We start from the raw sequence: 20,766 nt of genomic DNA, 5'->3' as shown, positions 1-20,766 counted from the left end.
GTCAGTGCCACGATGGGCCCCATGCTGCACGACCTCGTCCCCGGCCCCACCAACTCCGTCGTCGACGTCGCCGGGCTCGCCGTCGGCTCCACCTCGCGGGTGGGCGACGGCTGGCTCACCGGCTCGACCGTCGTCCTCGCCCCGCCGGAGGGCGCGGTCGCGGGCGGCGACGTGCGTGGTGGTGGCCCGGGCACCCGCGAGACCGACCTGCTCGACCCCTGCAACCTCGTGGACCGCGTGCACGCGATCAGCCTGTCGGGCGGCTCGGCCTTCGGGCTGGCGGCCGCCGACGGCGTGATGCGCTGGCTCCTGGGCCAGGGCTGCGGCTTCCCGATGGGCGCGCCCGACCGGCTGGTCCCGATCGTCCCCGGCGCCGTGATCTTCGACCTGGGACGCGGCGGCCGCTGGGACGCCACCCCGGACGCCACCTTCGGCGCGGCCGCCTGCGAGGACGCGCAGCGGGCCCGCGACACCGGCTCCGACGGGTATGCCGCACCGCCCGCCCTCGGTGCCGTCGGCGCCGGCACCGGCGGCCAGGTCGCCGGTGGTCTCAAGGGCGGCCTCGGCTCCGCCAGCGTCGTCCTGCCCGACGGCTCGACCGTCGCCGCCCTCGTCGTGCTCAACGCCGTCGGGTCGACGGTCGACCCGCGCACCGGCGAGCTCTACGGCGCCTCCCGCCTGCTGCCCGGCGACCTGGAGGGCCTGCCCGGGGTGCCCTCCGGGGCGGGGCTGCGCACGCCATACCCGCAGGAGGTGGAGGCCGCCCGCGCCCGGGCGGTCGAGCTCGGCGCCGAGGCGCTGCCGCGCACGCTGGCGACGACCATCGGCGTCGTCGCCACCGACGCCACGCTGGGCTGCGCGCAGGCGCGGCGGCTGGCGATGTCGGGGCAGGACGGGCTGGCCCGGGCGATCCTGCCGGCGCACTCGATGTTCGACGGCGACACGCTCTTCGGGCTCGCCACCGGCGGCCGTCCCGCGCCGGACCCGCTCGGCTTCCACCAGATGCTCGAGGCCGCAGCCGACGTCGTCACCCGCGCGATCGTGCGCGCCACGCTGGCGGCCGACTCGGTCACGACGCCCGAGGGCACCTGGCGGTCCTACCGGGAGGCCTTCCCCAGCGCGCTCGCCTGACGCTGCCCCTCAGAGGTCGACCGGGTCGCGGACGAGCGGGCAGGTCATGCAGTGGCCGCCGCCCCGGCCGCGCCCCGGCTCGGCCCCGACGATCTCGACGACGTCGATGAAGGGCGCCGACTCGGCCGTGACCTCCAGGCCGCCGTCTGCTCCGTGGTGCCGGACGCCATGGGCCCCCTCGGGCGGGCGCGTGCCGGGGACTCTCCCCGACCGTCCCGGTATAGCGCACCCCGGGAGACGGGGCAAGGGTCGTGACGCGTGCCAGACTCTGCGGGTATGACGTCGCTCGACTACGCGCAGATGTTCCGGATCGACGGCCGCCACGCGGTGGTGGTGGGCTGCGGCGGGATCGGGGCCGAGATCGCCGCCGGTCTCGCGGCCCAGGGCGCCCGGGTGTCCTGCCTCGACAAGGACCCGGCGACGGCGGCGGCGGTGCGCGACCGGCTCGCCGCCGGGGAGGACCCGGGGCACGCCGCGCACGCGGTCGACGTCCTCGACGAGGCCGCGCTCGCCGACCTCGTGGGCGGGCTGGGCGACGTCGACGTGCTCGTGCTCACCGCGGCGATCAACGTGCGCAAGAAGCTGCTCGACTACTCCGCAGAGGAGTTCGACCGGGTCGTCGGGCTCAACCTGCGCGGCACCTTCAACGCGGTGCGGGCCTTCGCGCCGGACATGCAGCGCCGCGGCACCGGCTCGATCGTCGCGCTCACCTCGATCCGGGCGCTGGTCGTCGAGCCGGGTCAGGGCGTCTACGCCGCGACCAAGGCGGGCGTCGCCCAGCTCGTCAAGACGCTCGCCGCCGAGCTCGGGCCCTCGGGCGTGCGGATCAACGCCGTCGCCCCCGGCGTCGTCGAGACCCCGCTCACCGCGCAGATCCGCGCCGACGAGGCCTGGAACAGGGCCTATGCCGAGAAGTCGGTGCTGGGCCGGTGGGCGCGCCCCGAGGAGATGGTCGGTGCCGTCTGCTGGCTGGCCTCCGACGCGGCCAGCTTCGTGACCGGCTCCCAGGTCATGGTCGACGGTGGCTGGACGGCCGTGGACGGGCGCTTCACGCCGCCTTTCGGTTGACCGTTCATCTAGTTGCGCAGGTCAGGGGTCCCAGGGTGATTCCGGCGCCCGCCTGAAGGCATACTTCCTCTTATGGTTGCTCTTCCGTCGGTCGACGCTGCCCGTGACTCCCGCGTCCGCGAGCTCACCCGCGCCCACGTCTTCACCTCCTGGTCCGCGCAGGCGGAGATCGACCCGCTGCCGCTGGCCGGCGGCGAAGGCGTGTGGTTCTGGGACCACCAGGGGCGTCGCTACCTCGACCTGACCAGCCAGCTCGTCAACGTCAACCTCGGCTACCAGCACCCGCGGCTCGTCGAGGCGATCCGGGAGGCGGCCGGGGGACTGGTCACCGTCGCCCCGAGCTTCGCCGAGGAGTCCCGCGCCGAGGCCGCGGCCGCCGTCGCCGGGCTCGCGCCCGCCGGGCTGGAGAAGGTCTTCTTCACCAACGGTGGCGCCGAGGCCAACGAGAACGCCGTCCGGATGGCCCGCCTGCACACCGGCCGGCACAAGGTGCTGGCCGCCTACCGCAGCTACCACGGCGCCACCGCGGCCGCGATCGCACTGACGGGCGAGCCGCGCCGCTGGGGCGCCGAGCCCTCGATCCCCGGTGTCGTCCACTTCTGGGGCCCCTACCTCTACCGCAGCGAGTTCCACTCGAGCACGCCCGAGGAGGAGGCCGAGCGCGCGCTGCGCCACCTGCGCCACACCGTGGCCGCCGAGGGCCCGCAGCACGTCGCCGCCATCGTGCTCGAGACCGTCGTGGGCAGCAACGGCGTCCTCGTGCCGCCGCCGGGCTACCTCGAGGGCGTCCGCGAGCTGTGCGACGAGCACGGCATCCTGCTGGTCCTCGACGAGGTCATGGCCGGCTTCGGCCGGACCGGCGCGTGGTTCGCCTTCGACCACTGGGGCGTGCGGCCCGACCTCGTCACCTTCGCCAAGGGCGTCAACTCCGGCTACGTGCCGCTCGGCGGCGTGATCCTCTCCGACGAGATCGCCGACACCTTCGCCCACACGCCCTATCCGGGCGGGCTGACCTACTCCGGCCACGCGCTCGCGACCGCCTCCGCGGTGGCCTCGATCCGGATCATGCGCGAGGAGCGCGTCGTCGAGAACGCCGCCGAGGTCGGCGAGCGCACCCTCGGCCCCGGCCTGCGCGACCTCGCCGAGCGGCACGAGGTGATCGGCGACGTCCGCGGTCTGGGGGTCTTCTGGGCCCTCGAGCTGGTGGCCGACCGCGAGACCCGCGAGCCGCTGCCGGCCGACCGCGTCAAGGCGATCCACCGGGCCTGCGTCGAGCGCGGCGTCTGGCCGCTGATGATGGGCAACCGGATGCACGTGGTGCCGCCGTGCGTCATCACCTCCGAGGAGGCCGGCGAGGCGTTGACGCTGCTCGACGAGGCCCTCGCCGGGGCGACAGCGTGACGGACCCCCGCGCCGCCGTGGAGCTGCCCCTCGTCGAGGCCCGGATCTCCGTGCCCGACGTCGCGTCGGCCCGCACCATCGCCGACACGCTGATCGCGCGCAAGCTCGCCGCCTGCGTCCAGGTCCTGGGCCCGATGCTCTCCTTCTACACCTGGGAGGACGAGGTCCACAGCAACGAGGAGTGGCTGCTCCTGGCCAAGACCACCGAGAACGCCTTCCCGGGCCTGGCCGAGGCGGTCGTCCACCTGCACCGCTACGACGTGCCCGAGATCATCGCCGTCCCGGTCTCGCACGCCCTGTCCTCCTACGCCGACTGGGTGCGCACGGGCGCCGCGCCGGACTCCCCCGGGGACGGCGACGAGGACGGGGCCGAGGGCAGGCGCCTGCACGGCATACCCGGCTGAGTCCGGCGGGACGCACGAAGGCCCCCTCCTCGGAGGGGGCCTTCGTCGTGTGGAGCGGGCGACGAGAATCGAACTCGCGTATTCAGCTTGGGAAGCTGATGTTCTACCATTGAACTACGCCCGCGGGACCCCGATTCGGGGTCGGGCGGCCATACTAACGCGGCCCGTCGACGGTCTCCAACTCCCCCCGTTAGGGTGTCTGCGTGCTCCTCTCCGACCGCGACATCCGTGCCCAGATCGACGCCGGCAGGGTCGTGCTCGACCCCTGGGACCCCGAGATGGTGCAACCGTCGAGCGTCGACGTGCGGCTCGACCGCTTCTTCCGGCTGTTCGACAACCACAAGTACCCCGTGATCGACCCCGCGCAGGAGCAGCCGGAGCTGACCCGCCTGGTCGAGGTCGACGCCGACGAGTCCTTCGTGCTGCACCCGGGGGAGTTCGTGCTGGGCTCGACCTACGAGCAGGTGAGCCTGCCCGACGACATCGCCGCGCGCGTCGAGGGCAAGAGCTCGCTGGGCCGTCTCGGCCTGCTCACCCACGCCACCGCCGGCTTCGTCGACCCCGGCTTCACCGGGCACGTCACGCTCGAGCTCTCCAACGTCGCGACGCTGCCGATCGTGCTCCACCCGGGGATGAAGATCGGCCAGCTCTGCTTCTTCCAGCTCAGCTCCCCGGCCGAGCACCCCTACGGCTCCTCGCCCCGCGGCAGCCACTACCAGGGGCAGCGCGGCCCGACGGCCAGCCGGTCGTTCCAGAACTTCTACCGCACGCAGATCCAGGACTGACGGGGCGGGGCGCCGCCCCGGCGGCGCACGGCACACCCCCGGTGAACGAGAAGAGCCGACCTGATCCCTCAGGTCGGCCCTTCTCGTGGTGCCCGGTGGCCTAGACGGCCGGCTCCGGGTCGGGCTGCGGCGCGGCGTCGGCCGCAGCCGCCTCCTCGCCCTCCTGGCCGCGGCGCACGGCCGCGAGCAGCATCTGGGCGACGTCGACGACCTCGATCTCCTCGCGGGCACCCTCGGACTGCTTCTGGGTCAGGCCGTCGGAGAGCATGACGCGGCAGAACGGGCAGCCGATCGCGATCCGGTCGGCGCCGGTGGCGATGGCCTCCTCGGTGCGGTTGAGGTTGATGCGGGTGCCGAGCTTCTCCTCCATCCACATGCGCGCGCCGCCGGCGCCGCAGCAGAAGGACTTCTCGCCCGAGCGGGGCATCTCGCGCAGCTCCACGCCGGGCAGCGCGCCCAGCAGCTCGCGCGGCGGGGCGTAGACCTGGTTGTGACGGCCCAGGTAGCACGGGTCGTGGTAGGTCACGCTCTCGGCGGTCGAGGCGACTCCGGAGGTGTCGGCGTCGGCCGGGCGGTGCACCGGGGTGAGGCGCTTCTCGCGCACCAGGCGGTTGAGCAGCTGCGTGTGGTGGACGACCTCGAACTGTCCGCCGACCTGCGGGTACTCGTTCTTGATGGTGTTGAAGCAGTGGGCGCAGGTCACGACGATCTTGGTCGCGTTGACCTCCTTGAGGACCTCGACGTTCTGCATCGCGAGCATCTGGAAGAGGAACTCGTTGCCGGCGCGGCGGGCCGGGTCGCCGGTGCAGGTCTCGCCGTCGCCCAGCACGGCGAAGGAGACGCCGGCGGTGTGCAGCAGCTCGGCCACGGCGCGGGTGGTCTTCTTGGCACGGTCCTCGAAGGCGCCGGCGCAGCCCACCCAGAACAGGTAGTCGACCTCCGCCAGGTCCTCGACGTCAGCCCCCGCCATCGGGATGTCGAACGGCAGGTCCTTGGCCCAGTCCATCCGCAGCCGGGCGTTCATGCCCCACGGGTTGCCCTTGTTCTCGAGGTTCTTGAACAGGCCGCCCAGCTCGGACGGGAAGGCCGACTCGATGAGGGTCTGGTAGCGCCGCATGTCGACGATCGCGTCGACGTGCTCGATGTCGACCGGGCACTGCTCGACGCAGGCGCCGCAGGTCGTGCACGACCACAGCACGTCGGGGTCGATGACCGCGCCGCCGCTGGGGATCGTCGGGTCGCCCTCGGTGCCGCCGACCAGCTCGCGCTGGGCCTCGGCGACCGCCGACAGCGGTATGCCGTGCAGCTGCTCCGGGCGCGGCCCGTCACCGAGCGCGGAGAAGGCCTCGGTTGCGGCGTCGCGGTGCTCGGCGTCGGCGAGCAGCCAGGGCGCCTTCGCGTGGTGGTGGTTGCGCAGGTTGAGCACGACCATCTTGGGCGAGAGGGGCTTGTCGGTGTTCCAGGCCGGGCACTGCTCCTGGCAGCGACCGCACTCGGTGCAGGTGGAGAAGTCGAGCAGGCCCTTCCAGGTGAAGTCCTCGACCTTGCCCACGCCCAGGGCGGCGTCCTCGTCGAGGTTCTCGACGTCCTCGAAGTCGACCGGCTCGCCGGCGACCGTGATGGGCTGCAGCGGGCCGAGGCTGGTGCTGCCGTCGGCGTGGCGCTTGAGCCAGATGTTGAAGAAGGCCAGGAACCGGTGCCAGGCCACGCCCATCGTCGGGACGAGAGCGATCGTGAGCATCCACGTCATCGAGATGAGGATCTTGACCAGCGCGACGACGACGATCGCGGTCTCCAGGGCCCCCACGGAGGCGCCGGAGAAGAAGCCGCCGACCCAGGCCGTCAGGGGGAAGTGGCCCATCGTGGCCCACTCCTCGCCGTGCTGGCGACCGATGGCGTACTCCATACCCCTCAGCAGCACGATGCAGATGCCGACCCCGAGGATGACGGCCTCGACGAAGTAGGCCTGCCAGAAGTTCGAGCCCCAGAAGCGGGAGCGGCGGCCCTCGCCGCGCGGGTGGCGCAGCTGACGGACGACGACGAGCGCGAGGATACCGAGGATCGCGGCCCAGCCGAAGATCTCGGAGATCCACTCGTAGGGCGCCCAGTGGCCGATGAGCGGCAGCGCGAACTCGGGATCGAAGAGCTGGCCGTAGGCGGTCACCAGGGTGAGCACCAGCAGGCCGAAGCTCACCATGACGAACCAGTGCGCCACGGCCACGACGGGCTTGCGCGCCATCCGGGTGTGGCCGAGGAACTCCCGGACCAGCGTGACCGTGCGCTCGCCCGGGTCGTCGGTGCGTCCCTTCACGGGCTGGCCGAGCCGGAACTTGGTCACGAAGCCGGCGATGGTGCGCACGAAGAGCGCCACCGCGGCCAGCGTGATGAGTGCCGCGACGACGATGGCGACGACCTGCAGGGTTCCCACGTCCATAGCGGCAGGGTAGTGCCCGGGGAGGGCATCGGCGGCGGCAGGGCGACGGCGGGGCGAAGAAGATCCCCTCGTGCGGGAAGGTCTTGTTATGCAATAACGTTCACTAGCAGAATGCATAACGATCGAGGCTGATGCCTCGCCCCCGACGGAAAGGTTTCCCCTGTGCCTGTCTACGACGACGTGACCCAGGTCATCGGCCGCACCCCCCTCGTCCGCCTCAACCGCGTGACCGAGGGTATCCAGGAAGGCACCCAGGTGCTGGCCAAGCTCGAGTCGCAGAACCCCGCCGCCTCGGTCAAGGACCGCATCGGCGCCGCCATCATCGACGCGGCGGTGGAGTCGGGCGAGCTGCAGCCGGGCGGCACGATCGTCGAGGGCACGTCGGGCAACACCGGCATCGCCCTGGCCATGGTCGGCGCCGCCCGCGGCTTCAAGGTCGTCCTGGCGATGCCCGAGACCATGAGCCTGGAGCGCCGCGCCCTGCTGCGCGCCTACGGCGCCGAGCTCGTCCTCACCCCCGGCTCGGAGGGCATGAAGGGCGCCGTCGCCAAGGCCGACGAGATCGCCGCCGAGCGCGGCGCCGTGCGCGCCCGCCAGTTCGCCAACCCGGCCAACGTCAAGGTCCACTACGCGACCACCGGCCCCGAGGTCTGGAACGACACCGACGGCCAGGTCGACGTCTTCGTCGCCGGCGTCGGCACCGGCGGCACCATCACCGGTGCCGGCCGCTACCTGCGCGAGCAGAAGCCGGACGTGCGCCTGGTCGCCGTCGAGCCCAAGGACAGCCCGATCCTCAACGGCGGCCAGCCCGGCCCGCACAAGATCCAGGGCCTGGGCGCCAACTTCATCCCGGAGATCCTCGACACCGAGCTCTACGACGAGGTCCTCGACGCCACCCTCGAGGACTCGATCCGCATCTCCCGCTCGCTGGCCACCGAGGAGGGCATCCTCGCGGGCATCTCCTCCGGCGCCAACGTCTGGGCCGCCCTGGAGATCGCCAAGCGCCCCGAGAGCGCCGGCAAGACGATCGTCGTGATCATCCCGTCCTTCGGCGAGCGCTACCTGTCCACCGTCCTCTTCGAGGACCTGCGGGACTGATCGCCGTGGCTCTCCTGTCTGCACCCACGAAGATCGCCGGGGCGGTGTCCCGGCTCGCCGGGGGCATCCGGGAGGACCTCGACGCCGCCATCGAGCGCGACCCCGCCACCTCGAGCCGCGTGGAGATGGCCCTGGCCTCGCCCGGGCTGCACGCGATCTGGACGCACCGGGTCGCCCACCGGCTCTGGACCTCGGGCCACAAGCTGCCCGCGCGCCTGCTCTCGCAGGCCGCGCGGGCGGCGACCGGCGTCGAGATCCACCCCGGGGCCACCATCGGCCGGCGGTTCTTCATCGACCACGGCATGGGCGTGGTCATCGGCGAGACCGCCGAGGTCGGCGACGACGTGATGCTCTACCACGGCGTCACGCTCGGCGGCCGGTCGATGGAGCCGGTCAAGCGCCACCCCACCCTCGGCGACGGCGTGACCGTCGGCGCCGGGGCCAAGGTGCTCGGCAACATCGTGCTGGGCCACGGCGCCCAGGTCGGTGCCAACGCCGTGGTCACCAAGGACGTGCCGTCGATGGCGGTCGCGACCGGCATCCCCGCCAAGATCCGGATGCCGGAGGCGGGCATCGACCCGCAGCAGGCGCTCTACGACGAGCCCGCGCTCTGGATCTGACGGCATACCCCGGACAGCGCGAAGGCCCACCCCCGAGGCAGGGGGTGGGCCTTCGTCGTGAGGCTGTGGTGCTTGGCCGGTCAGGGCAACTTGTCGCCGCCCGGGCCGAAGCCGGTGGTGTCCACCGTGGCGGTGCCGCTCTCCGGGTCGTAGGACCCGGTCGCGTTCTGCACCGTGCCGGAGCTCGAGCTCGAGCCGGAGCCGCCGAAGGCGGAGCCGGAGGAGCTGGAGCCGTTGGAGGACGAGCTCGAGTCGCCGGTCACCTTGGCCTTGGCCTCGTCGACCTTGGCCTTGGCCTGCTCGCCGACCTTCTGGGCGACCTCGGGAGCCTTGGTCTTGGCCTCGTCGACCTTGGTCTGGACCCGGGGGTCGGTCCACAGCTTGGTGGCCTGGTCGGCGATCTGGTCGTAACGCTCACGACCGGCGCGCGCACCCAGCACGTAGCCGATCCCCGCGCCGACGAGCAGCAGCAGCTTGTTCATCATGACTCCTTCCGATGGGTCATCGTGTTCTCCATCGACGCTACACGCGCAGGGGCGGACCGGCATGCCGAGCGCGACAGGGCGCAGAGCACCCCCGTCCGACCTGCGGAGATGGCGGAGGGTGTGGGATTTGAACCCACGGAGGCGTCAACCTCGGGCGCTTTCAAGGCGCCTGCACTCGGCCACTATGCGAACCCTCCAGAGGCTCCGGGGCGTCTCCGCCACCGGTGCGTCCGACCTGATGATCGCACGTCGGGCCGAGGGCCGCGAACCCCCTCCTGCTACGGTGAAAGCCGGTTGGACGTGGCATTTCCTTGCGCAGTGACGGTCGGACCCGCCGGGCCTGGGGGCCGGGCGGGAGCGGTGAGCACGACCCCGGGCTGGTCCGGGTTGGCTGGGGGGTTCTTCGCTCCCACCGTCTCGTCCGCGAGGTGCGGGCGAGGGCACCGGCAGGACAGAAAGAGAATGCGCATGACTCAGGGAACCGTGAAGTGGTTCAACGCGGAGAAGGGCTTCGGCTTCATCGCCCAGGACGGCGGTGGTCCCGACGTGTTCGTCCACTACTCGGCCATCCAGACCAACGGCTACAAGACCCTCGACGAGGCCCAGCGGGTCGAGTTCGAGGTCACCCAGGGCCCCAAGGGCCCCCAGGCGGACGCGGTCCGTCCGCTCTGACGCCGCTCTGGCAGGAACGCCCGGCGCCCCGGCGCCGAGCACGACGGCCCCCGTCACCCACCGGTGACGGGGGCCGTTCACGTCTGCGGTGCCTGAGCGGCAGAACCTTGCCCGTCGTCTCGCGCCCCACCCGCCGCCCGCCCTCGACACCCGTTGTGCGGCATACGCCTGCGCTCGAGCACGCGCAGATGGTGCAGAAGGTGTGTCGAGCTCCAGGGCCGAGCAAGGTTGTGCCGGTCGGACGACCCGGGGCCCTTCCCAGGCAACGTTGCGCGGGTCAGACGCCGTTGCGAACGTTGCCCGAGCGGCAGGACCTTGTCTGCCGGTCAGAAGGGCCAGCCGCCCGCCCTCGACACGCCGTTGTGCGGCATACGCCTGTGGTCGAGCACGTGCAGATGGTGCAGAAGGTGTGTCGAGCTCGAGGGCCGAGCAAGGTTGTGCCGGTCGGACGACCCGGGGCCCTTCCCAGGCAACGTTGCGCGGGTCAGACGCCGTTGCGAACGTTGCCCGAGCGGCAGAACCTTGTCTGCCGGTCAGAAGGACCAGCCGCCGGCCCTCGAGACCGGTTGTGCGGCATACGCCTGTGCTCGAGCACGCGCAGATGTCGCAGAAGGTGTGTCGAACCTCCGGCGCCGCGCCGCCTCAGCCGCAGACCGCGCCGATGTCCTGCAGCTCGTCGTCGGCGGGCCCGGTCTCGGTGGCCGGGTCCTCGCCCTCGGTGGCGGTCTGCTCCGGCGCCTCGGTGTCCTGGGTGGGGGCCGCGGTGACCGTCTCGTCGTCGTCCTTGTCCTTCGACGGCGGAGGGGTGGTCTCGGGCGCCGGGTGCGTCGCCTCCCACACCCGCGCGCGGATGTCGGAGAAGTCGGGGTTGGCGGTGTTGGTGTTGCTCGCGGTGAAGGGCAGGCTGCGCAGCGTGCTCTGCTGGACCAGCATGACGAGCTCGGCCCAGACGCGCAGGTCCTCCTGCGGGATGTCGGTCACGACGTTGTCGCCGACCGCGGTGATGATCTGCGGGTAGCGCTGCAGGAGGGTCACCGGGTTGGCCTGGTCGATGACGGCGGCGACCATGCACCGCTGGCGGCGCATCCGGTCGTAATCGTCGGACATGACGCGCGAGCGCGAGTAGCCGAGGGCCTGGAAGCCGGTGAGCTTGTGGGTGCCCGGCTCCAGCCACTCCAGGTTGGGCGAGTTGGGATCGAGGTGGAGCTTGCCATCGGCGCCGGTGAAGGTGCGGCCGTTGATCGGGATGCGCTCCTTGACCGTGACGGTCACCCCGCCCATCGCGTCGATGAGGTCCTTGAAGCCCTCGAGGTTGACGATCACCGTGTGGTGGATGTCGAGCCCGAGCACGGTCTCGATGACCTGGCGGGTGGCCGTCAGGCCCGGCGTAGGGTCGTCGGCGAACCACTCCGGGTGCTCGGAGGCGGCCAGCTCGGCCTCGGTCCAGATGGCGTTCATGAGGCACTGGTCGCCGCAGTTGTAGCCCTCGGGGTAGAGGTCGTGGAGCGGGTTGTCGCGGGGGATCGGGACGTTCTGCAGGTTGCGCGGGATCGAGAAGAGCACGGACTCGCCGGTGTGGGTGTCGATGCTCGCCACGATCATCGTGTCGGTGCGGGTGCCCTCGCGCGCCTCGGCGGCGTCGGAGCCCAGCAGGAGCAGGTTGACCCGGGGCAGGTCGGCCCAGGGGTCCTCGGGCGGCCCGAGCGCGGACGTGGGCTCCGCCCCGCCGGGGGTCGCCGGACCGGGCGCCCGGCTCCCGCCGTCACTGGTGAACACCTTGTCCATGGCGTCGAGGTGGCTGTCGATGTAGCGCACCCCGAGCGCGGCCGGGGTGGAGACCAGCAGGCAGAGCACGGCGGTGAAGGCAGCCAGGGCGCCACGCTGACGGCCGGTGCTGCGGCTGGGCTGGGTCATGAGCGCCGTGAGCGCGACGGCCCCCACCCAGACCACGGTGCCGGCGATCAGCCCCCACATGATGGTGCGCAGCAGGTCGGAGTCGGACGCGGTCGACAGCGCGGTGCCGATCAGGCCCTCGCGCCGGACGGTCACGCCCACGACGACCGCGAGCCCGAGCGCCAGCGCCACCACGACGGCCCCGAGCCAGCGGCGCGGCGTGGCGAGCAGGCCGGAGCCGGGCAGGACGGCGCTGAGCGCGGTCAGCCCGAAGGCACGGCCGAGCGTCTCGCGCTCGCGGCCTTCCTGCTTCTCCACCCACTCGGTCCGTGACCGAGGAGGGGTGTGCGCGCCCTCGGTGGCGCGGTCACGGTCGTTCATCTGCTGGGGTGCACCTTTCCAGCGCGGTCGAAACCATCATGTCCTATCAACGTACGCTGGTGACGGGCTGGGAACCCGGTTTGGGCGCAGCGACAGGGGGAAGGTACATTGTCTGCGATCTGGAGGCGTCGCCTAGTCTGGTCTATGGCGCCCGCCTGCTAAGCGGGTTTGGGGTTTAGAGCCCCATCGAGGGTTCAAATCCCTCCGCCTCCGCCAGATCGACGACAGAACCCCCGGCCTCCCGGCCGGGGGTTCTGCTGCGTCTGGCTGGTGCCGGGGCTCAGTCCTGGGCGTCGCCGGAGGGCTCGTCCCCGGACTGCGCCTCGGGGTCCTCGGCGTCGGCGCCCTCGTCGGACGTCGGGTCCGACGAGGCGTCCGCCCCCGAGCCGTCCCCGCCCTCGCCGACGGACTCCTGCGGCTGCGCGCCGCCCTCACCCTCGACGGCGTCGGCCTGCTCGTCCGCCCGCTCGACCTCGGACGGCCCGCGCTGGCGGATGCGCTGCTCCAGCGCGTCCACGTCGTCGGACCAGTCCTCGACACCGGGCGGCAGCGGTTCGTCGGCCAGCAACGGCTCCGACTGCGGCACGGGATCCTGGCCGGGGACGATCGACATCTAGACCTCCTGACCGGCGAGGCGCTGCTCGAGGATCGCGAGCTCGTCGCGCAGGGCGGCGGGCAGCTCCTCACCGAACTTCTCGAACCATTCCTTGATGAGCGGCACCTCAGCCTCCCACTCCTCCGGGTCGAACGCGAGCGCGGCCGTGACGTCCTCCTCCGGCAGCGACAGGCCGTCGATGTCGAGGTCCTCGGGGTGGGGCAGGTAGCCGATCGGGCTCTCCGTGGCGTCCACGCGTCCCTCGATGCGCTCGACCATCCACTTCAGGACGCGGGAGTTCTCGCCGAAGCCCGGCCACAGGAAGCGGCCGTCGTCGCCGCGCCGGAACCAGTTGACCAGGAAGATCTTGGGCAGCTTGCTCGCGTCGGCCGACTTGCCGAGCTCGAGCCAGTGCGCGAAGTAGTCGCTGGCGTTGTAGCCCATGAACGGCAGCATCGCCATCGGGTCGCGGCGCACGACGCCCACGGCGCCGGTGGCGGCCGCGGTGGTCTCCGACGACAGGGTCGAGGCGATGAAGGTGCCGTGCTGCCAGTCGCGCGACTCGGTCACCAGCGGGATCGTCGTCTTGCGGCGACCGCCGAACATGATGGCCGAGATCGGCACGCCGCGCGGGTCGTCGTACTCGTCGGCGATCGTCGGCACCTGGCGGATCGGGGTGCAGAAGCGGCTGTTGGGGTGGGAGGACGGGCCCTCGGACTCCGGCGTCCAACGCTCGCCGTGCCAGTCGACGAGCTCGGCCGGCGGCTCGTCGGTCATGCCCTCCCACCAGACGTCACCGTCGAGCGTGCGGGCGACGTTGGTGAAGATCGAGTTGCCCCTCTCGATGGTGTCCATCGCGACCGGGTTGGTCGAGCGGCCGGTGCCGGGGGCGACGCCGAAGAGCCCGAACTCGGGGTTCACGGCATACAGGCGACCGTCCTCGCCGAAGCGCATCCAGGCGATGTCGTCACCGACCAGCTCGGCCTTCCAGCCGGGGATGGTGGGCTGGATCATCGCCAGGTTGGTCTTGCCGCAGGCGGACGGGAAGGACGCCGCGATGTAGTGGACCTCGTCCTGCGGGCTCGTGAGCTTGAGGATGAGCATGTGCTCGGCGAGCCAGCCCTCGTCGCGCGCCATCACCGAGGCGATGCGCAGCGCGTAGCACTTCTTGCCCAGCAGGGCGTTGCCGCCGTAGCCCGAGCCGTAGGACCAGATCGCCAGCTCCTCGGGGAAGTGGACGATGTACTTGGTCTCGTTGCACGGCCAGGGAACGTCCTCCTGACCCTCGGCCAGCGGGGCGCCGACGGAGTGCAGGCCCTTGACGTAGGGCGCCTGCTTCTCCTCCATGACCCGCAGGATGTTGGTGCCGATCCGGGCCATGATCCGCATCGAGGCGACGACATAGGCGGAGTCGGTGATCTCCACGCCGAACTTGGGGTCGTCGGCCTCGAGGTGGCCCATGACGAACGGGATGACGTACATCGTCCGGCCGGCCATCGAGCCCTCGAAGAGCGGCCACAGGAGGTCCTTCATCTCCTGCGGGTCCATCCAGTTGTTGGTCGGGCCCGCGTCCTTCTCCTCCACGGAGCAGATGTAGGTGCGGTCCTCGACCCGCGCGACGTCCTGCGGGTCGGAGAGGGCGTGATAGCTGTTGGGCTTCTTGTCCTCGGCCAGCTTGGTGAAGGTGCCGGCCGCGACGAGCTCGGCGTTGATCTGCTCGATCTCCTCGTCAGACCCCGTGACCCAGACGACGCGGTCCGGTCGGGTGTGGGCGGCCACCTCCTTCACCCAGGCGTCGAGCTCGGCGTGGGTGGTCCCACCGGTGGTCTGCATCTGCTGCTGCATGTGCCGAATCCCTTTCTGGCGGCGGTGCCAGTCGGTCGCGAGAGGGCGTGTGTCCTGCTGTCTCCACCGTAGCGTCCGCACCTGCGGGCGCCCGAGCCCGGAACGGTTGCGCGGCTGCGGCATTGGTCACACCGGGGGCGCGGATTTCGTCGCAGCCGGGGTGATCCGGTATTGTCTTCCCTCGTTGCGCCCGTAGCTCAACGGATAGAGCATCTGACTACGGATCAGAAGGTTAGGGGTTCGAATCCCTTCGGGCGCGCGACTGTGTTGAGACAGTTGGGAAGGCCCCCTCCTCGGAGGGGGCCTTCTGCTGTTCCCGGGGGAGGTCATGACCCCGGGGGTATGCCGTGCGCCGGCAGACCCCTCAGGCGTCGGTCGTGGGGGAGTCGTCCTCGTCCTCCCCGGCGAGGCGGAGCAGGACGACCGTCTGGCCGTCGACCGAGATGACCCGACCGCCCACGGCCAGGGCGGTCTCCGCCGCGGCGGCCCGGCCGTCGGCCACCTCGGTGCCCTCGCGGACCCCGCCCCCGCCGTCGGCGCGGGCACCCTCCAGCTCGAGGCGGACGCGGCCGTAGCCGTCGGTGCTGTCGATCTCGACCAGGACGTGGGTGGGCAGCCGGTGGACGGCGTCGGTGAGCAGGTGGTCGAGGACCTCCGTCACAGCGGAGTCCGAGGCGCACACGTGCACGGCCTCGGTCGGCTCGTCCACGACGACGAGGCGTGGGGCGGACGGTCCGCGCAGGCGGCTGCGCCAGCGGTCGAGGGACTCGCGGACCAGTGCGGAGAGGTCGACGACGTCGACGTCGAGCAGCCGCTGCGCCTCCGCCGCGTCGAGGTAGGTCCGCACGGCGGCGTTGAGCCGGTCGAGCTGGGGAAGGTAGCTGTGCAGCTCGGCCGCGACGACGGGCGGGGTCTCGGGCCAGGAGGCGAGGTCCTCGATCTCCATCCGCAGGGCGCTGATAGGGCTGCGCAGCTCGTGCGAGGCGTTGCTGGCGATGTCGCGCTCGCGGCGCCGCAGCTCGGCCAGGCGGGAGATGCCCCGTCGCATCGAGCCGCCGATGGCCTCGGCCTCGGGCACCCGGTAATGGGGGATGGACACGTCGAAGTGGCCCCGCCCGACGGCGTCGGCGATGCCCGCGAGCTCGCGGAAGGGCCGCGAGAGCCGGTCGGCCAGCACCTTCACCAGGAGCCCGGCCGCGACGATCAGCACCAGCCCGAGGAGGCCGACCGGCACCAGGGCCTCGCCGACCCGGTCGGAGACGAGCTCGTCCGCCCGGCGCAGCGAGAGCTCGCCGCCGCCCGCCAGGCCGCGCACGGCCACGATGTCGTCGGGGGAGTCCTGGGACGCGTCGGTCCCGACGCGCAGCGTGCCGCCGTCGACGGTGACCGTGACCGCCTCACCGGTGTGCACCAGCTGGGCGAGGAAGTCCTCTTCCACCTGACCGCCGCCGGCGCGGCGCTCGTCCACGGCGACGGCGAGGACGTCCGCGGCCCGGTGGGTCTCGCGCTGCTCGGTGGAGTGGACCAGCTCGGAGAGCCAGTAGGCGCGGGGGACCCCGTAGAGCAGGACCACCCCGACGACCATCGCCACCAGGGTGGCGATGATCTGCCTACGCATCCCCGGCGTCCTCGAGGCGGAAACCCACCCCGCGGACCGTCGTGATGCGGACCGGGGCCGCGGCGTCCTCGAGCTTCTGCCGCAGGCGTCCGACGGTGGTGTCGAGGGTCTTGGTGGAGCCGAACCAGTTCTCGTCCCACACCTCGTTGATGAGGGTGTCGCGGGCGACGACGGCGCCACGCTGCGAGTCCAGCAGGGCGAGGACGTCGAACTCCTTGGTCGTCGCCTGCACCTCGGTGCTGCCGACCCAGATGCGTCGGGCGGCGACGTCGACGCGCAGGCGGCTCCCGTCCGCAGCGGGGGTATGGGGTGGCGCGGCGGACGCCGGCCTGCCCGCCGACGCGGCGCTCGCCGGGGCTGCCGGGGCGGGCCCCCGGTTGCCGTGGAGCCGCCGCAGCAGCGCCCGGGTGCGGGCCTGCAGCTCGGCGAGGCCGAAGGGCTTGGCGAGGTAGTCGTCGGCCCCGTGGTCGAGCCCGACCACACGGTCGAGCTCGCCGTCGCGGGCCGTGAGGATGATGATGCCGCCGGCGAAGCCGCCGTCGCGGACGGCCCGGCAGACGTCGATCCCGTCGACGTCGGGGAGCCCGAGGTCGAGCATGAGGAGGTCGACGGGGTCCTCCTGCGAGGCGAGGCGACGCACCGCGGGCAGGCCCTCGGCGAAGCGCTCGACCTGGTAGCCGTCCCGCTCGAGGGTCCGGACCAGCGGGGCAGCGATCTTGTCGTCGTCCTCGACGACCACGACGGTGGTCATGGCAGCGAGCATACGGGCGGTCAGGGTGCCCGGCTGGCGGCTCACCCGCCCACCTGGAACTCCACGTGGGGCTCCAGCGAGTCCTTGCTGACGCCGTTGCCGTCGACCATGACCGCCCGGACGACGTTGGAGCCGTTCGAGAGGATCGAGTTGACGCTCACCACGCAGCTCCAGGGCTCAGCCGTGGCGGTGCACACCGGGATCCAGACATTGCTGTTGCCGCGCTTGGCGAAGAAGGTCACGCTCGTGACACCCACCGGGGAGGAGACCGAGGCGGCGAAGGTGGTGCTGCCCTTCACCGAGCTGTTGGGTGAGGTGACGACCACCGAGGCCGGTGCAGAGGGAGCCTTGTTGACCACGACCGTGGTCACGACGGGGGAGTACCCGGGCTGCCCGGCGCGGTCCGTGGCGTGGGCGCGCACGTCATACCTGCCGTCGGTGAGCGACGCCGTCGCCCAGCTGCAGGACCACGGTGCGGAGTCGTCGACGCACATGCGGGTCCAGGTGCTCGCGCCCTGGGCGCGGTACTCCACGACCACCGAGGCGACGCCGCTGCCGTGCTCGTCGGTCGCGGTGACCTGCACGGGCACGGTGCCGGCGACTCCCTCGGAGAGGTCGGCCACGCGGACGACGGGAGCCACCCAGTCGCCCGAGGTGACGGTCGCGGTGCTCGTCGAACGGGCGGTGAAGGCGGCGGAGGAGAAACCCGTCGGCACCGCCAGCACCAGGGCCACGAGGGAGACCAGGAGCAGGACCGGTGCGGTGCGGCGCAGGTCGGGCACGAGGACTCCTCGGAAGGTGATGCGGGCGGTGCGGCGGGAGAGGTAAATCGTGGCTCCACGGGGGTCGGGGGGTCCCCCCGTGGAGCCACGCCTGTCACGGGACAGGTCTGGCCATCGGCGGTGCCGCCTCGTGCGGCTCGTCGTCGGTCTCGGTGCGCTCCCGGAGGGCGCGGACGAGCTCGACGAGTGCCAGCAGGGCGATGGCGCCCGAGGGCACCCCGATGAGGATCATGCGGGTCCCGCGGTCGGCCAGGGCGATGAGCGCGTGACCGAGGTAGGGGACGGTGTGCTCGACGACCGGTTGGGTGTCGTCGACGAGGGAGAAGGTCCAGGGGTCGACGTCGGCGTTGGCGTCGCCCTGGGTGCGGAAGACCAGCTGGCCGGCGTCGTCGGTGTCGATCTCGACGATGCGGTGGGTGACCAGCGTGGTCGCCCCGCTGCCGGCCGGAGGCAGGTAGGTGATCACGTCGCCGACGGCCAGCTCCTCGACCGGACGGGCCTTCTCGAAGACGACCGAGCCCTTCTCGATGGAGCCGGACATCGAGCCGCCGGTGATGACGTAGCGCTCGTAGCCGAGGAAGTGGGGCAGGAGGTAGGCCGCACAGGCGAGGACGACCGTGGCCAGGGCGAGGTTGCCGGTGATCCGGGCGAGTCGCCGGACCCAGAGCGGGAAGCGCTGCATGGGAGCCGTCCTTTCGAGGGTGTGCGGTCAGGGTGTGCGTGAGGGGAGGGGCGCGGTGGGGTCCGGGTCAGGGTCCTGCCCGGTGGCCCGGCGGCGGCACCAGCCGCCGGGCCGGGGTCATGGGGCGCTCACGGGCGCCCCACGTGCGGGAGGTTCAGCGGGACTCACCGGCGAGCTGGACCGCGTCCCAGACGAAGGTCGCAGAGGCGGCCTTGAGCTGGTCGGTGTTGCCGGCGGTGGTGTCCAGGCCGACGACGAAGGTGTAGGTCTCGGCGTCGCCGGGCTGGAAGACGCCCAGGCCCTTCTTCGCATCGTCCTCGAGGCCGCCGAACTCGTCGTTGTAGACGACGCCGCCCTTGGAGTCGGTGATCTTGAGCGTGAGCTTGGACGCCGAGAAGGTGTTGGTCGAGGAGGCCTCGGTCAGCGAGAAGGTCGCGGGCAGCGTGCCGGTGTTGCTCAGGGTCAGGGAACCGGTGACGGTGTCGCCGGGCTTGATGTTCGTGACGTCGAAGACCGCCTTGGCGTCCTTGCTGTTGGTCAGCACGAGGCTGCCCGAGGCGACCGAGCTGAGGCTGTTGCTGCTGGTCGAGGTGAAGGTGGCGCCCGAACCCACGGCGAGAGCGCCGGCGGCGAGGAGGACGGCCAGCGGGGCGAGGACCTTGGCGGAGCGGGACGAGCGGTTCATTTCAACGACTCCTGTGTGCGTCAGAGGGTGCCGGTCCGGCGTGCTTGCCGGTTGACGCTTAAAACATTACGGAGGCGCATTCCACGGGAATCCCACACGAGTTCCACGAGATCTCCACAATCTCGACACGGGTGCGAGGACGTTCTCCCGAGACGCCCGCGCCGGGGCACCGGGCCCCGTCAGCGGGCGTGCTGGGGCGCGCTGACCGGCCGCGCGGGCAGCTCGATCCAGACCTCGCTGCCGCCGCCTGGGCGGCGGGCCAGGCCGACGCGCCCCCCGTGCGCGGTGACCACGCGGTGCACCGTGGCCAGTCCGATGCCCCAGCCCTCGCGCGGCGGGCCGTCGAGGTCGACGTCGCCCCGGACGTAGGGCAGAAAGACGGACTCCTCCAGCCCCGGGGGCACCCCGATGCCGTTGTCGGTGACGGTCACCCGCCAGCTGCCGCCCACCAGCCGGGCGGCCAGCGAGACGCGCGGCGGCACGCCGGGAGCGGTGTACTTCAGGGCGTTGCTCAGCAGGTTGAGGACCACGGAGTAGAGGAGCTCGCCGTCGCCGGGGAGCGTGGGCAGGTCCGCGACGTGGATCTCCGCCCCCGTCTCGCGGATGAGCGGGCTGAGGTCGAGCAGCGCCCGGTCGACGACCTCCTCGAGGTCCAACCAGTCCCGCTGGGGCCGACCGCCCTCCTTGGCGTGGGCCAGGACCTCCTGGATCATCCGCCCCATGCCTCGGGCCGCGTCGGTGATCCGCTCGACGACCGCCAGCAGCTCTGGGTCGTCGGCGATCGCCGGCTCGCCCGTGAGCAGCTCGGCGTTGGCCCGCACGGCCATGAGGGGGTTGCGCAGGTCGTGGCTGACCTGGCTCGCGAAGTGCCAGAGCGCCTCGTTGGAGCGCGCCAGCTCGTCGCGGGCGTGCGTGAGCTCGGCCAGCGACTCCTCCAGCTGGCGGCTGCGCAGCCGCAGCTCCAGGACGTCGGTGACCCGGGCGGCCAGGAAGGCCAGTGCGTCGCGCTGCTCGTCGGTGGTCTCCCGCGGCTGCATGTCGAAGACGCACAGCCGGCCCAGGGTGACGCCGTCGGGCGTGACCAGCGGGGCCGAGGCGTAGAAGCGCACGCCGACGTCCCTCACGAACGTGCTGTCCGCCAGCAGCGGGTTCTGCCGCGCGTCCGGCACGACGACCGTCTCGACCACGTCGGCGACCCGCGCGCACAGCGAGTCGTCGCGGTCGCAGACCGACGCCTCGAAGCCGGTCGCCGCGACCTGGTGCTGCTGCGTGCTGGTCAGGACGTTGATCGCCGCCGTCGGCACGTCGAACACCCGCGCCGCCAGGTCGGACAACGCCTGGAGCTCGTTGCCGGCGGGCGCGTCGAGCACGCCGTAGCGGTCTATCGCGCGTTCCGCCGGGGTCGCCGGACCGCCTGTGGACCCCCCGATCCCCAC

The 20,766-nt window shown here is 71.9% G+C and carries 19 protein-coding genes, 4 tRNA genes and 1 pseudogene; 10 read left to right on the top strand and 14 right to left on the bottom strand.

Annotated elements, in window-relative coordinates; all coding sequences use genetic code 11:
* Positions 1–21 precede the first annotated feature (21 nt).
* Entirely contained in the window at positions 22–1,131 is a 1,110-nt protein-coding gene (locus tag FB476_RS14585) for a P1 family peptidase (protein WP_202877045.1), read from the top strand.
* Positions 1,132–1,140: 9 nt separating this feature from the next.
* Here the strand turns inward: FB476_RS14585 and FB476_RS17005 are convergent.
* A pseudogene (locus tag FB476_RS17005) lies at positions 1,141–1,239 on the bottom strand (arginine deiminase family protein); the annotation flags it as partial.
* 168 nt (positions 1,240–1,407) lie between these two features.
* Here FB476_RS17005 and FB476_RS14575 point away from each other — a divergent pair.
* The 3 genes from FB476_RS14575 (at position 1,408) to cutA (ending at position 4,004) form a co-directional block, all read left to right on the top strand.
* Positions 1,408–2,199, top strand: a complete 792-nt coding sequence (locus FB476_RS14575; protein WP_141820664.1) for an SDR family NAD(P)-dependent oxidoreductase — start codon at positions 1,408–1,410, stop codon at positions 2,197–2,199.
* A gap of 72 nt (positions 2,200–2,271) precedes the next feature.
* A complete protein-coding gene (locus FB476_RS14570) occupies positions 2,272–3,600 on the top strand; it encodes an aspartate aminotransferase family protein (RefSeq protein WP_141820662.1) in 1,329 nt (442 codons plus the stop codon).
* Complete coding sequence (cutA, locus tag FB476_RS14565; RefSeq protein WP_238329816.1) at positions 3,597–4,004, top strand: divalent-cation tolerance protein CutA; 408 nt, start codon at positions 3,597–3,599, stop codon at positions 4,002–4,004. Before FB476_RS14570 ends, cutA begins: the two co-directional genes overlap by 4 nt.
* 50 nt (positions 4,005–4,054) lie before the next feature.
* On the opposite strand, the gene FB476_RS14560 is transcribed toward cutA, so the two are convergent.
* A tRNA-Gly gene (locus FB476_RS14560) sits at positions 4,055–4,128 on the bottom strand.
* 79 nt (positions 4,129–4,207) lie between these two features.
* On the opposite strand from FB476_RS14560, the gene dcd reads away from it, so the two are divergent.
* A complete protein-coding gene (gene dcd / locus FB476_RS14555) occupies positions 4,208–4,789 on the top strand; it encodes a dCTP deaminase (protein ID WP_141820660.1) in 582 nt (193 codons plus the stop codon).
* A gap of 100 nt (positions 4,790–4,889) precedes the next feature.
* Here dcd and FB476_RS14550 read toward each other — a convergent pair whose 3' ends face one another.
* Positions 4,890–7,223: a (Fe-S)-binding protein gene (locus FB476_RS14550; RefSeq protein WP_141820658.1), complete on the bottom strand. Its 2,334-nt coding sequence runs from the start codon at positions 7,221–7,223 to the stop codon at positions 4,890–4,892.
* A 162-nt stretch (positions 7,224–7,385) separates the two neighbouring features.
* Here FB476_RS14550 and cysK point away from each other — a divergent pair, with 162 nt between their 5' ends.
* On the top strand, positions 7,386–8,321 hold the full coding sequence (gene cysK / locus FB476_RS14545) for a cysteine synthase A (RefSeq protein WP_141820655.1): 936 nt from the start codon (positions 7,386–7,388) through the stop codon (positions 8,319–8,321).
* A 14-nt stretch (positions 8,322–8,335) separates the two neighbouring features.
* Positions 8,336–8,941, top strand: coding sequence for a serine O-acetyltransferase EpsC (gene epsC / locus FB476_RS14540; RefSeq protein ID WP_202877051.1), 606 nt, complete (start codon positions 8,336–8,338; stop codon positions 8,939–8,941).
* 80 nt (positions 8,942–9,021) lie between these two features.
* On the opposite strand, the gene FB476_RS14535 is transcribed toward epsC, so the two are convergent.
* Positions 9,022–9,426, bottom strand: coding sequence for a YtxH domain-containing protein (locus FB476_RS14535; protein WP_202877044.1), 405 nt, complete (start codon positions 9,424–9,426; stop codon positions 9,022–9,024).
* A 109-nt stretch (positions 9,427–9,535) separates the two neighbouring features.
* A tRNA-Ser gene (locus FB476_RS14530) sits at positions 9,536–9,623 on the bottom strand.
* Positions 9,624–9,894: 271 nt separating this feature from the next.
* Here FB476_RS14530 and FB476_RS14525 point away from each other — a divergent pair.
* The gene (locus tag FB476_RS14525; protein WP_141820653.1) at positions 9,895–10,098 is read left to right on the top strand and encodes a cold-shock protein; all 204 of its coding nucleotides are present in this window, start codon (positions 9,895–9,897) and stop codon (positions 10,096–10,098) included.
* A 642-nt stretch (positions 10,099–10,740) separates the two neighbouring features.
* On the opposite strand, the gene FB476_RS14520 is transcribed toward FB476_RS14525, so the two are convergent.
* Entirely contained in the window at positions 10,741–12,372 is a 1,632-nt protein-coding gene (locus FB476_RS14520; RefSeq protein WP_141820651.1) for an LCP family protein, read from the bottom strand.
* 121 nt (positions 12,373–12,493) lie between these two features.
* Here FB476_RS14520 and FB476_RS14515 point away from each other — a divergent pair.
* Positions 12,494–12,588: transfer RNA gene (locus FB476_RS14515), tRNA-Ser, on the top strand.
* A 64-nt stretch (positions 12,589–12,652) separates the two neighbouring features.
* Here FB476_RS14515 and FB476_RS14510 read toward each other — a convergent pair.
* Complete coding sequence (locus FB476_RS14510; protein WP_141820649.1) at positions 12,653–12,985, bottom strand: hypothetical protein; 333 nt, start codon at positions 12,983–12,985, stop codon at positions 12,653–12,655.
* On the bottom strand, positions 12,986–14,812 hold the full coding sequence (locus FB476_RS14505) for a phosphoenolpyruvate carboxykinase (GTP) (RefSeq protein ID WP_141820647.1): 1,827 nt from the start codon (positions 14,810–14,812) through the stop codon (positions 12,986–12,988).
* A gap of 186 nt (positions 14,813–14,998) precedes the next feature.
* Here FB476_RS14505 and FB476_RS14500 point away from each other — a divergent pair.
* Positions 14,999–15,071 (top strand) — tRNA-Arg (locus FB476_RS14500).
* A gap of 105 nt (positions 15,072–15,176) precedes the next feature.
* Here the strand turns inward: FB476_RS14500 and FB476_RS16540 are convergent.
* The 6 genes from FB476_RS16540 to FB476_RS14470 all read right to left on the bottom strand — a co-directional run bounded on the left by FB476_RS16540 (position 15,177) and on the right by FB476_RS14470 (position 20,700).
* Positions 15,177–16,430 (bottom strand): ATP-binding protein, encoded by a 1,254-nt coding sequence (locus FB476_RS16540; protein ID WP_170233670.1) that lies wholly within the window; start codon positions 16,428–16,430, stop codon positions 15,177–15,179.
* Positions 16,423–17,181: a response regulator transcription factor gene (locus FB476_RS14490; RefSeq protein WP_141820645.1), complete on the bottom strand. Its 759-nt coding sequence runs from the start codon at positions 17,179–17,181 to the stop codon at positions 16,423–16,425. Before FB476_RS14490 ends, FB476_RS16540 begins: the two co-directional genes overlap by 8 nt.
* Positions 17,182–17,222: 41 nt before the next feature.
* Positions 17,223–17,963, bottom strand: coding sequence for an Ig-like domain-containing protein (locus tag FB476_RS14485; RefSeq protein ID WP_141820643.1), 741 nt, complete (start codon positions 17,961–17,963; stop codon positions 17,223–17,225).
* Between the two features lie 94 nt (positions 17,964–18,057).
* Complete coding sequence (locus tag FB476_RS14480) at positions 18,058–18,645, bottom strand: signal peptidase I (RefSeq protein ID WP_141820641.1); 588 nt, start codon at positions 18,643–18,645, stop codon at positions 18,058–18,060.
* A gap of 154 nt (positions 18,646–18,799) precedes the next feature.
* On the bottom strand, positions 18,800–19,330 hold the full coding sequence (locus tag FB476_RS14475) for a TasA family protein (protein ID WP_141820639.1): 531 nt from the start codon (positions 19,328–19,330) through the stop codon (positions 18,800–18,802).
* Positions 19,331–19,509: 179 nt separating this feature from the next.
* Entirely contained in the window at positions 19,510–20,700 is a 1,191-nt protein-coding gene (locus tag FB476_RS14470) for a sensor histidine kinase (RefSeq protein ID WP_170233669.1), read from the bottom strand.
* Positions 20,701–20,766 lie beyond the last annotated feature (66 nt).

This window comes from Ornithinimicrobium humiphilum (assembly GCF_006716885.1).
Classification (GTDB): Bacteria; Actinomycetota; Actinomycetes; order Actinomycetales; family Dermatophilaceae; genus Ornithinicoccus; species Ornithinicoccus humiphilus.
This window is presented reverse-complemented; position numbering and strand designations above follow the sequence as displayed.

What these genes read in the sequence shown, in the direction of transcription:
- FB476_RS14525 (WP_141820653.1), top strand. Translation starts at nt 9,895, where the DNA reads ATGACTCAGGGAACCGTGAAGTGGTTCAACGCGGAGAAGGGCTTCGGC.
- FB476_RS14510 (WP_141820649.1), bottom strand. Translation starts at nt 12,985, where the DNA reads ATGTCGATCGTCCCCGGCCAGGATCCCGTGCCGCAGTCGGAGCCGTTG.
- FB476_RS14575 (WP_141820664.1), top strand. Translation starts at nt 1,408, where the DNA reads ATGACGTCGCTCGACTACGCGCAGATGTTCCGGATCGACGGCCGCCAC.
- FB476_RS14475 (WP_141820639.1), bottom strand. Translation starts at nt 19,330, where the DNA reads ATGAACCGCTCGTCCCGCTCCGCCAAGGTCCTCGCCCCGCTGGCCGTC.
- FB476_RS14585 (WP_202877045.1), top strand. Translation starts at nt 22, where the DNA reads ATGCTGCACGACCTCGTCCCCGGCCCCACCAACTCCGTCGTCGACGTC.
- FB476_RS16540 (WP_170233670.1), bottom strand. Translation starts at nt 16,430, where the DNA reads ATGCGTAGGCAGATCATCGCCACCCTGGTGGCGATGGTCGTCGGGGTG.
- FB476_RS14490 (WP_141820645.1), bottom strand. Translation starts at nt 17,181, where the DNA reads ATGACCACCGTCGTGGTCGTCGAGGACGACGACAAGATCGCTGCCCCG.
- FB476_RS14480 (WP_141820641.1), bottom strand. Translation starts at nt 18,645, where the DNA reads ATGCAGCGCTTCCCGCTCTGGGTCCGGCGACTCGCCCGGATCACCGGC.
- FB476_RS14550 (WP_141820658.1), bottom strand. Translation starts at nt 7,223, where the DNA reads ATGGACGTGGGAACCCTGCAGGTCGTCGCCATCGTCGTCGCGGCACTC.
- FB476_RS14505 (WP_141820647.1), bottom strand. Translation starts at nt 14,812, where the DNA reads ATGCAGCAGCAGATGCAGACCACCGGTGGGACCACCCACGCCGAGCTC.
- FB476_RS14520 (WP_141820651.1), bottom strand. Translation starts at nt 12,372, where the DNA reads ATGAACGACCGTGACCGCGCCACCGAGGGCGCGCACACCCCTCCTCGG.
- FB476_RS14570 (WP_141820662.1), top strand. Translation starts at nt 2,272, where the DNA reads ATGGTTGCTCTTCCGTCGGTCGACGCTGCCCGTGACTCCCGCGTCCGC.
- FB476_RS14535 (WP_202877044.1), bottom strand. Translation starts at nt 9,426, where the DNA reads ATGATGAACAAGCTGCTGCTGCTCGTCGGCGCGGGGATCGGCTACGTG.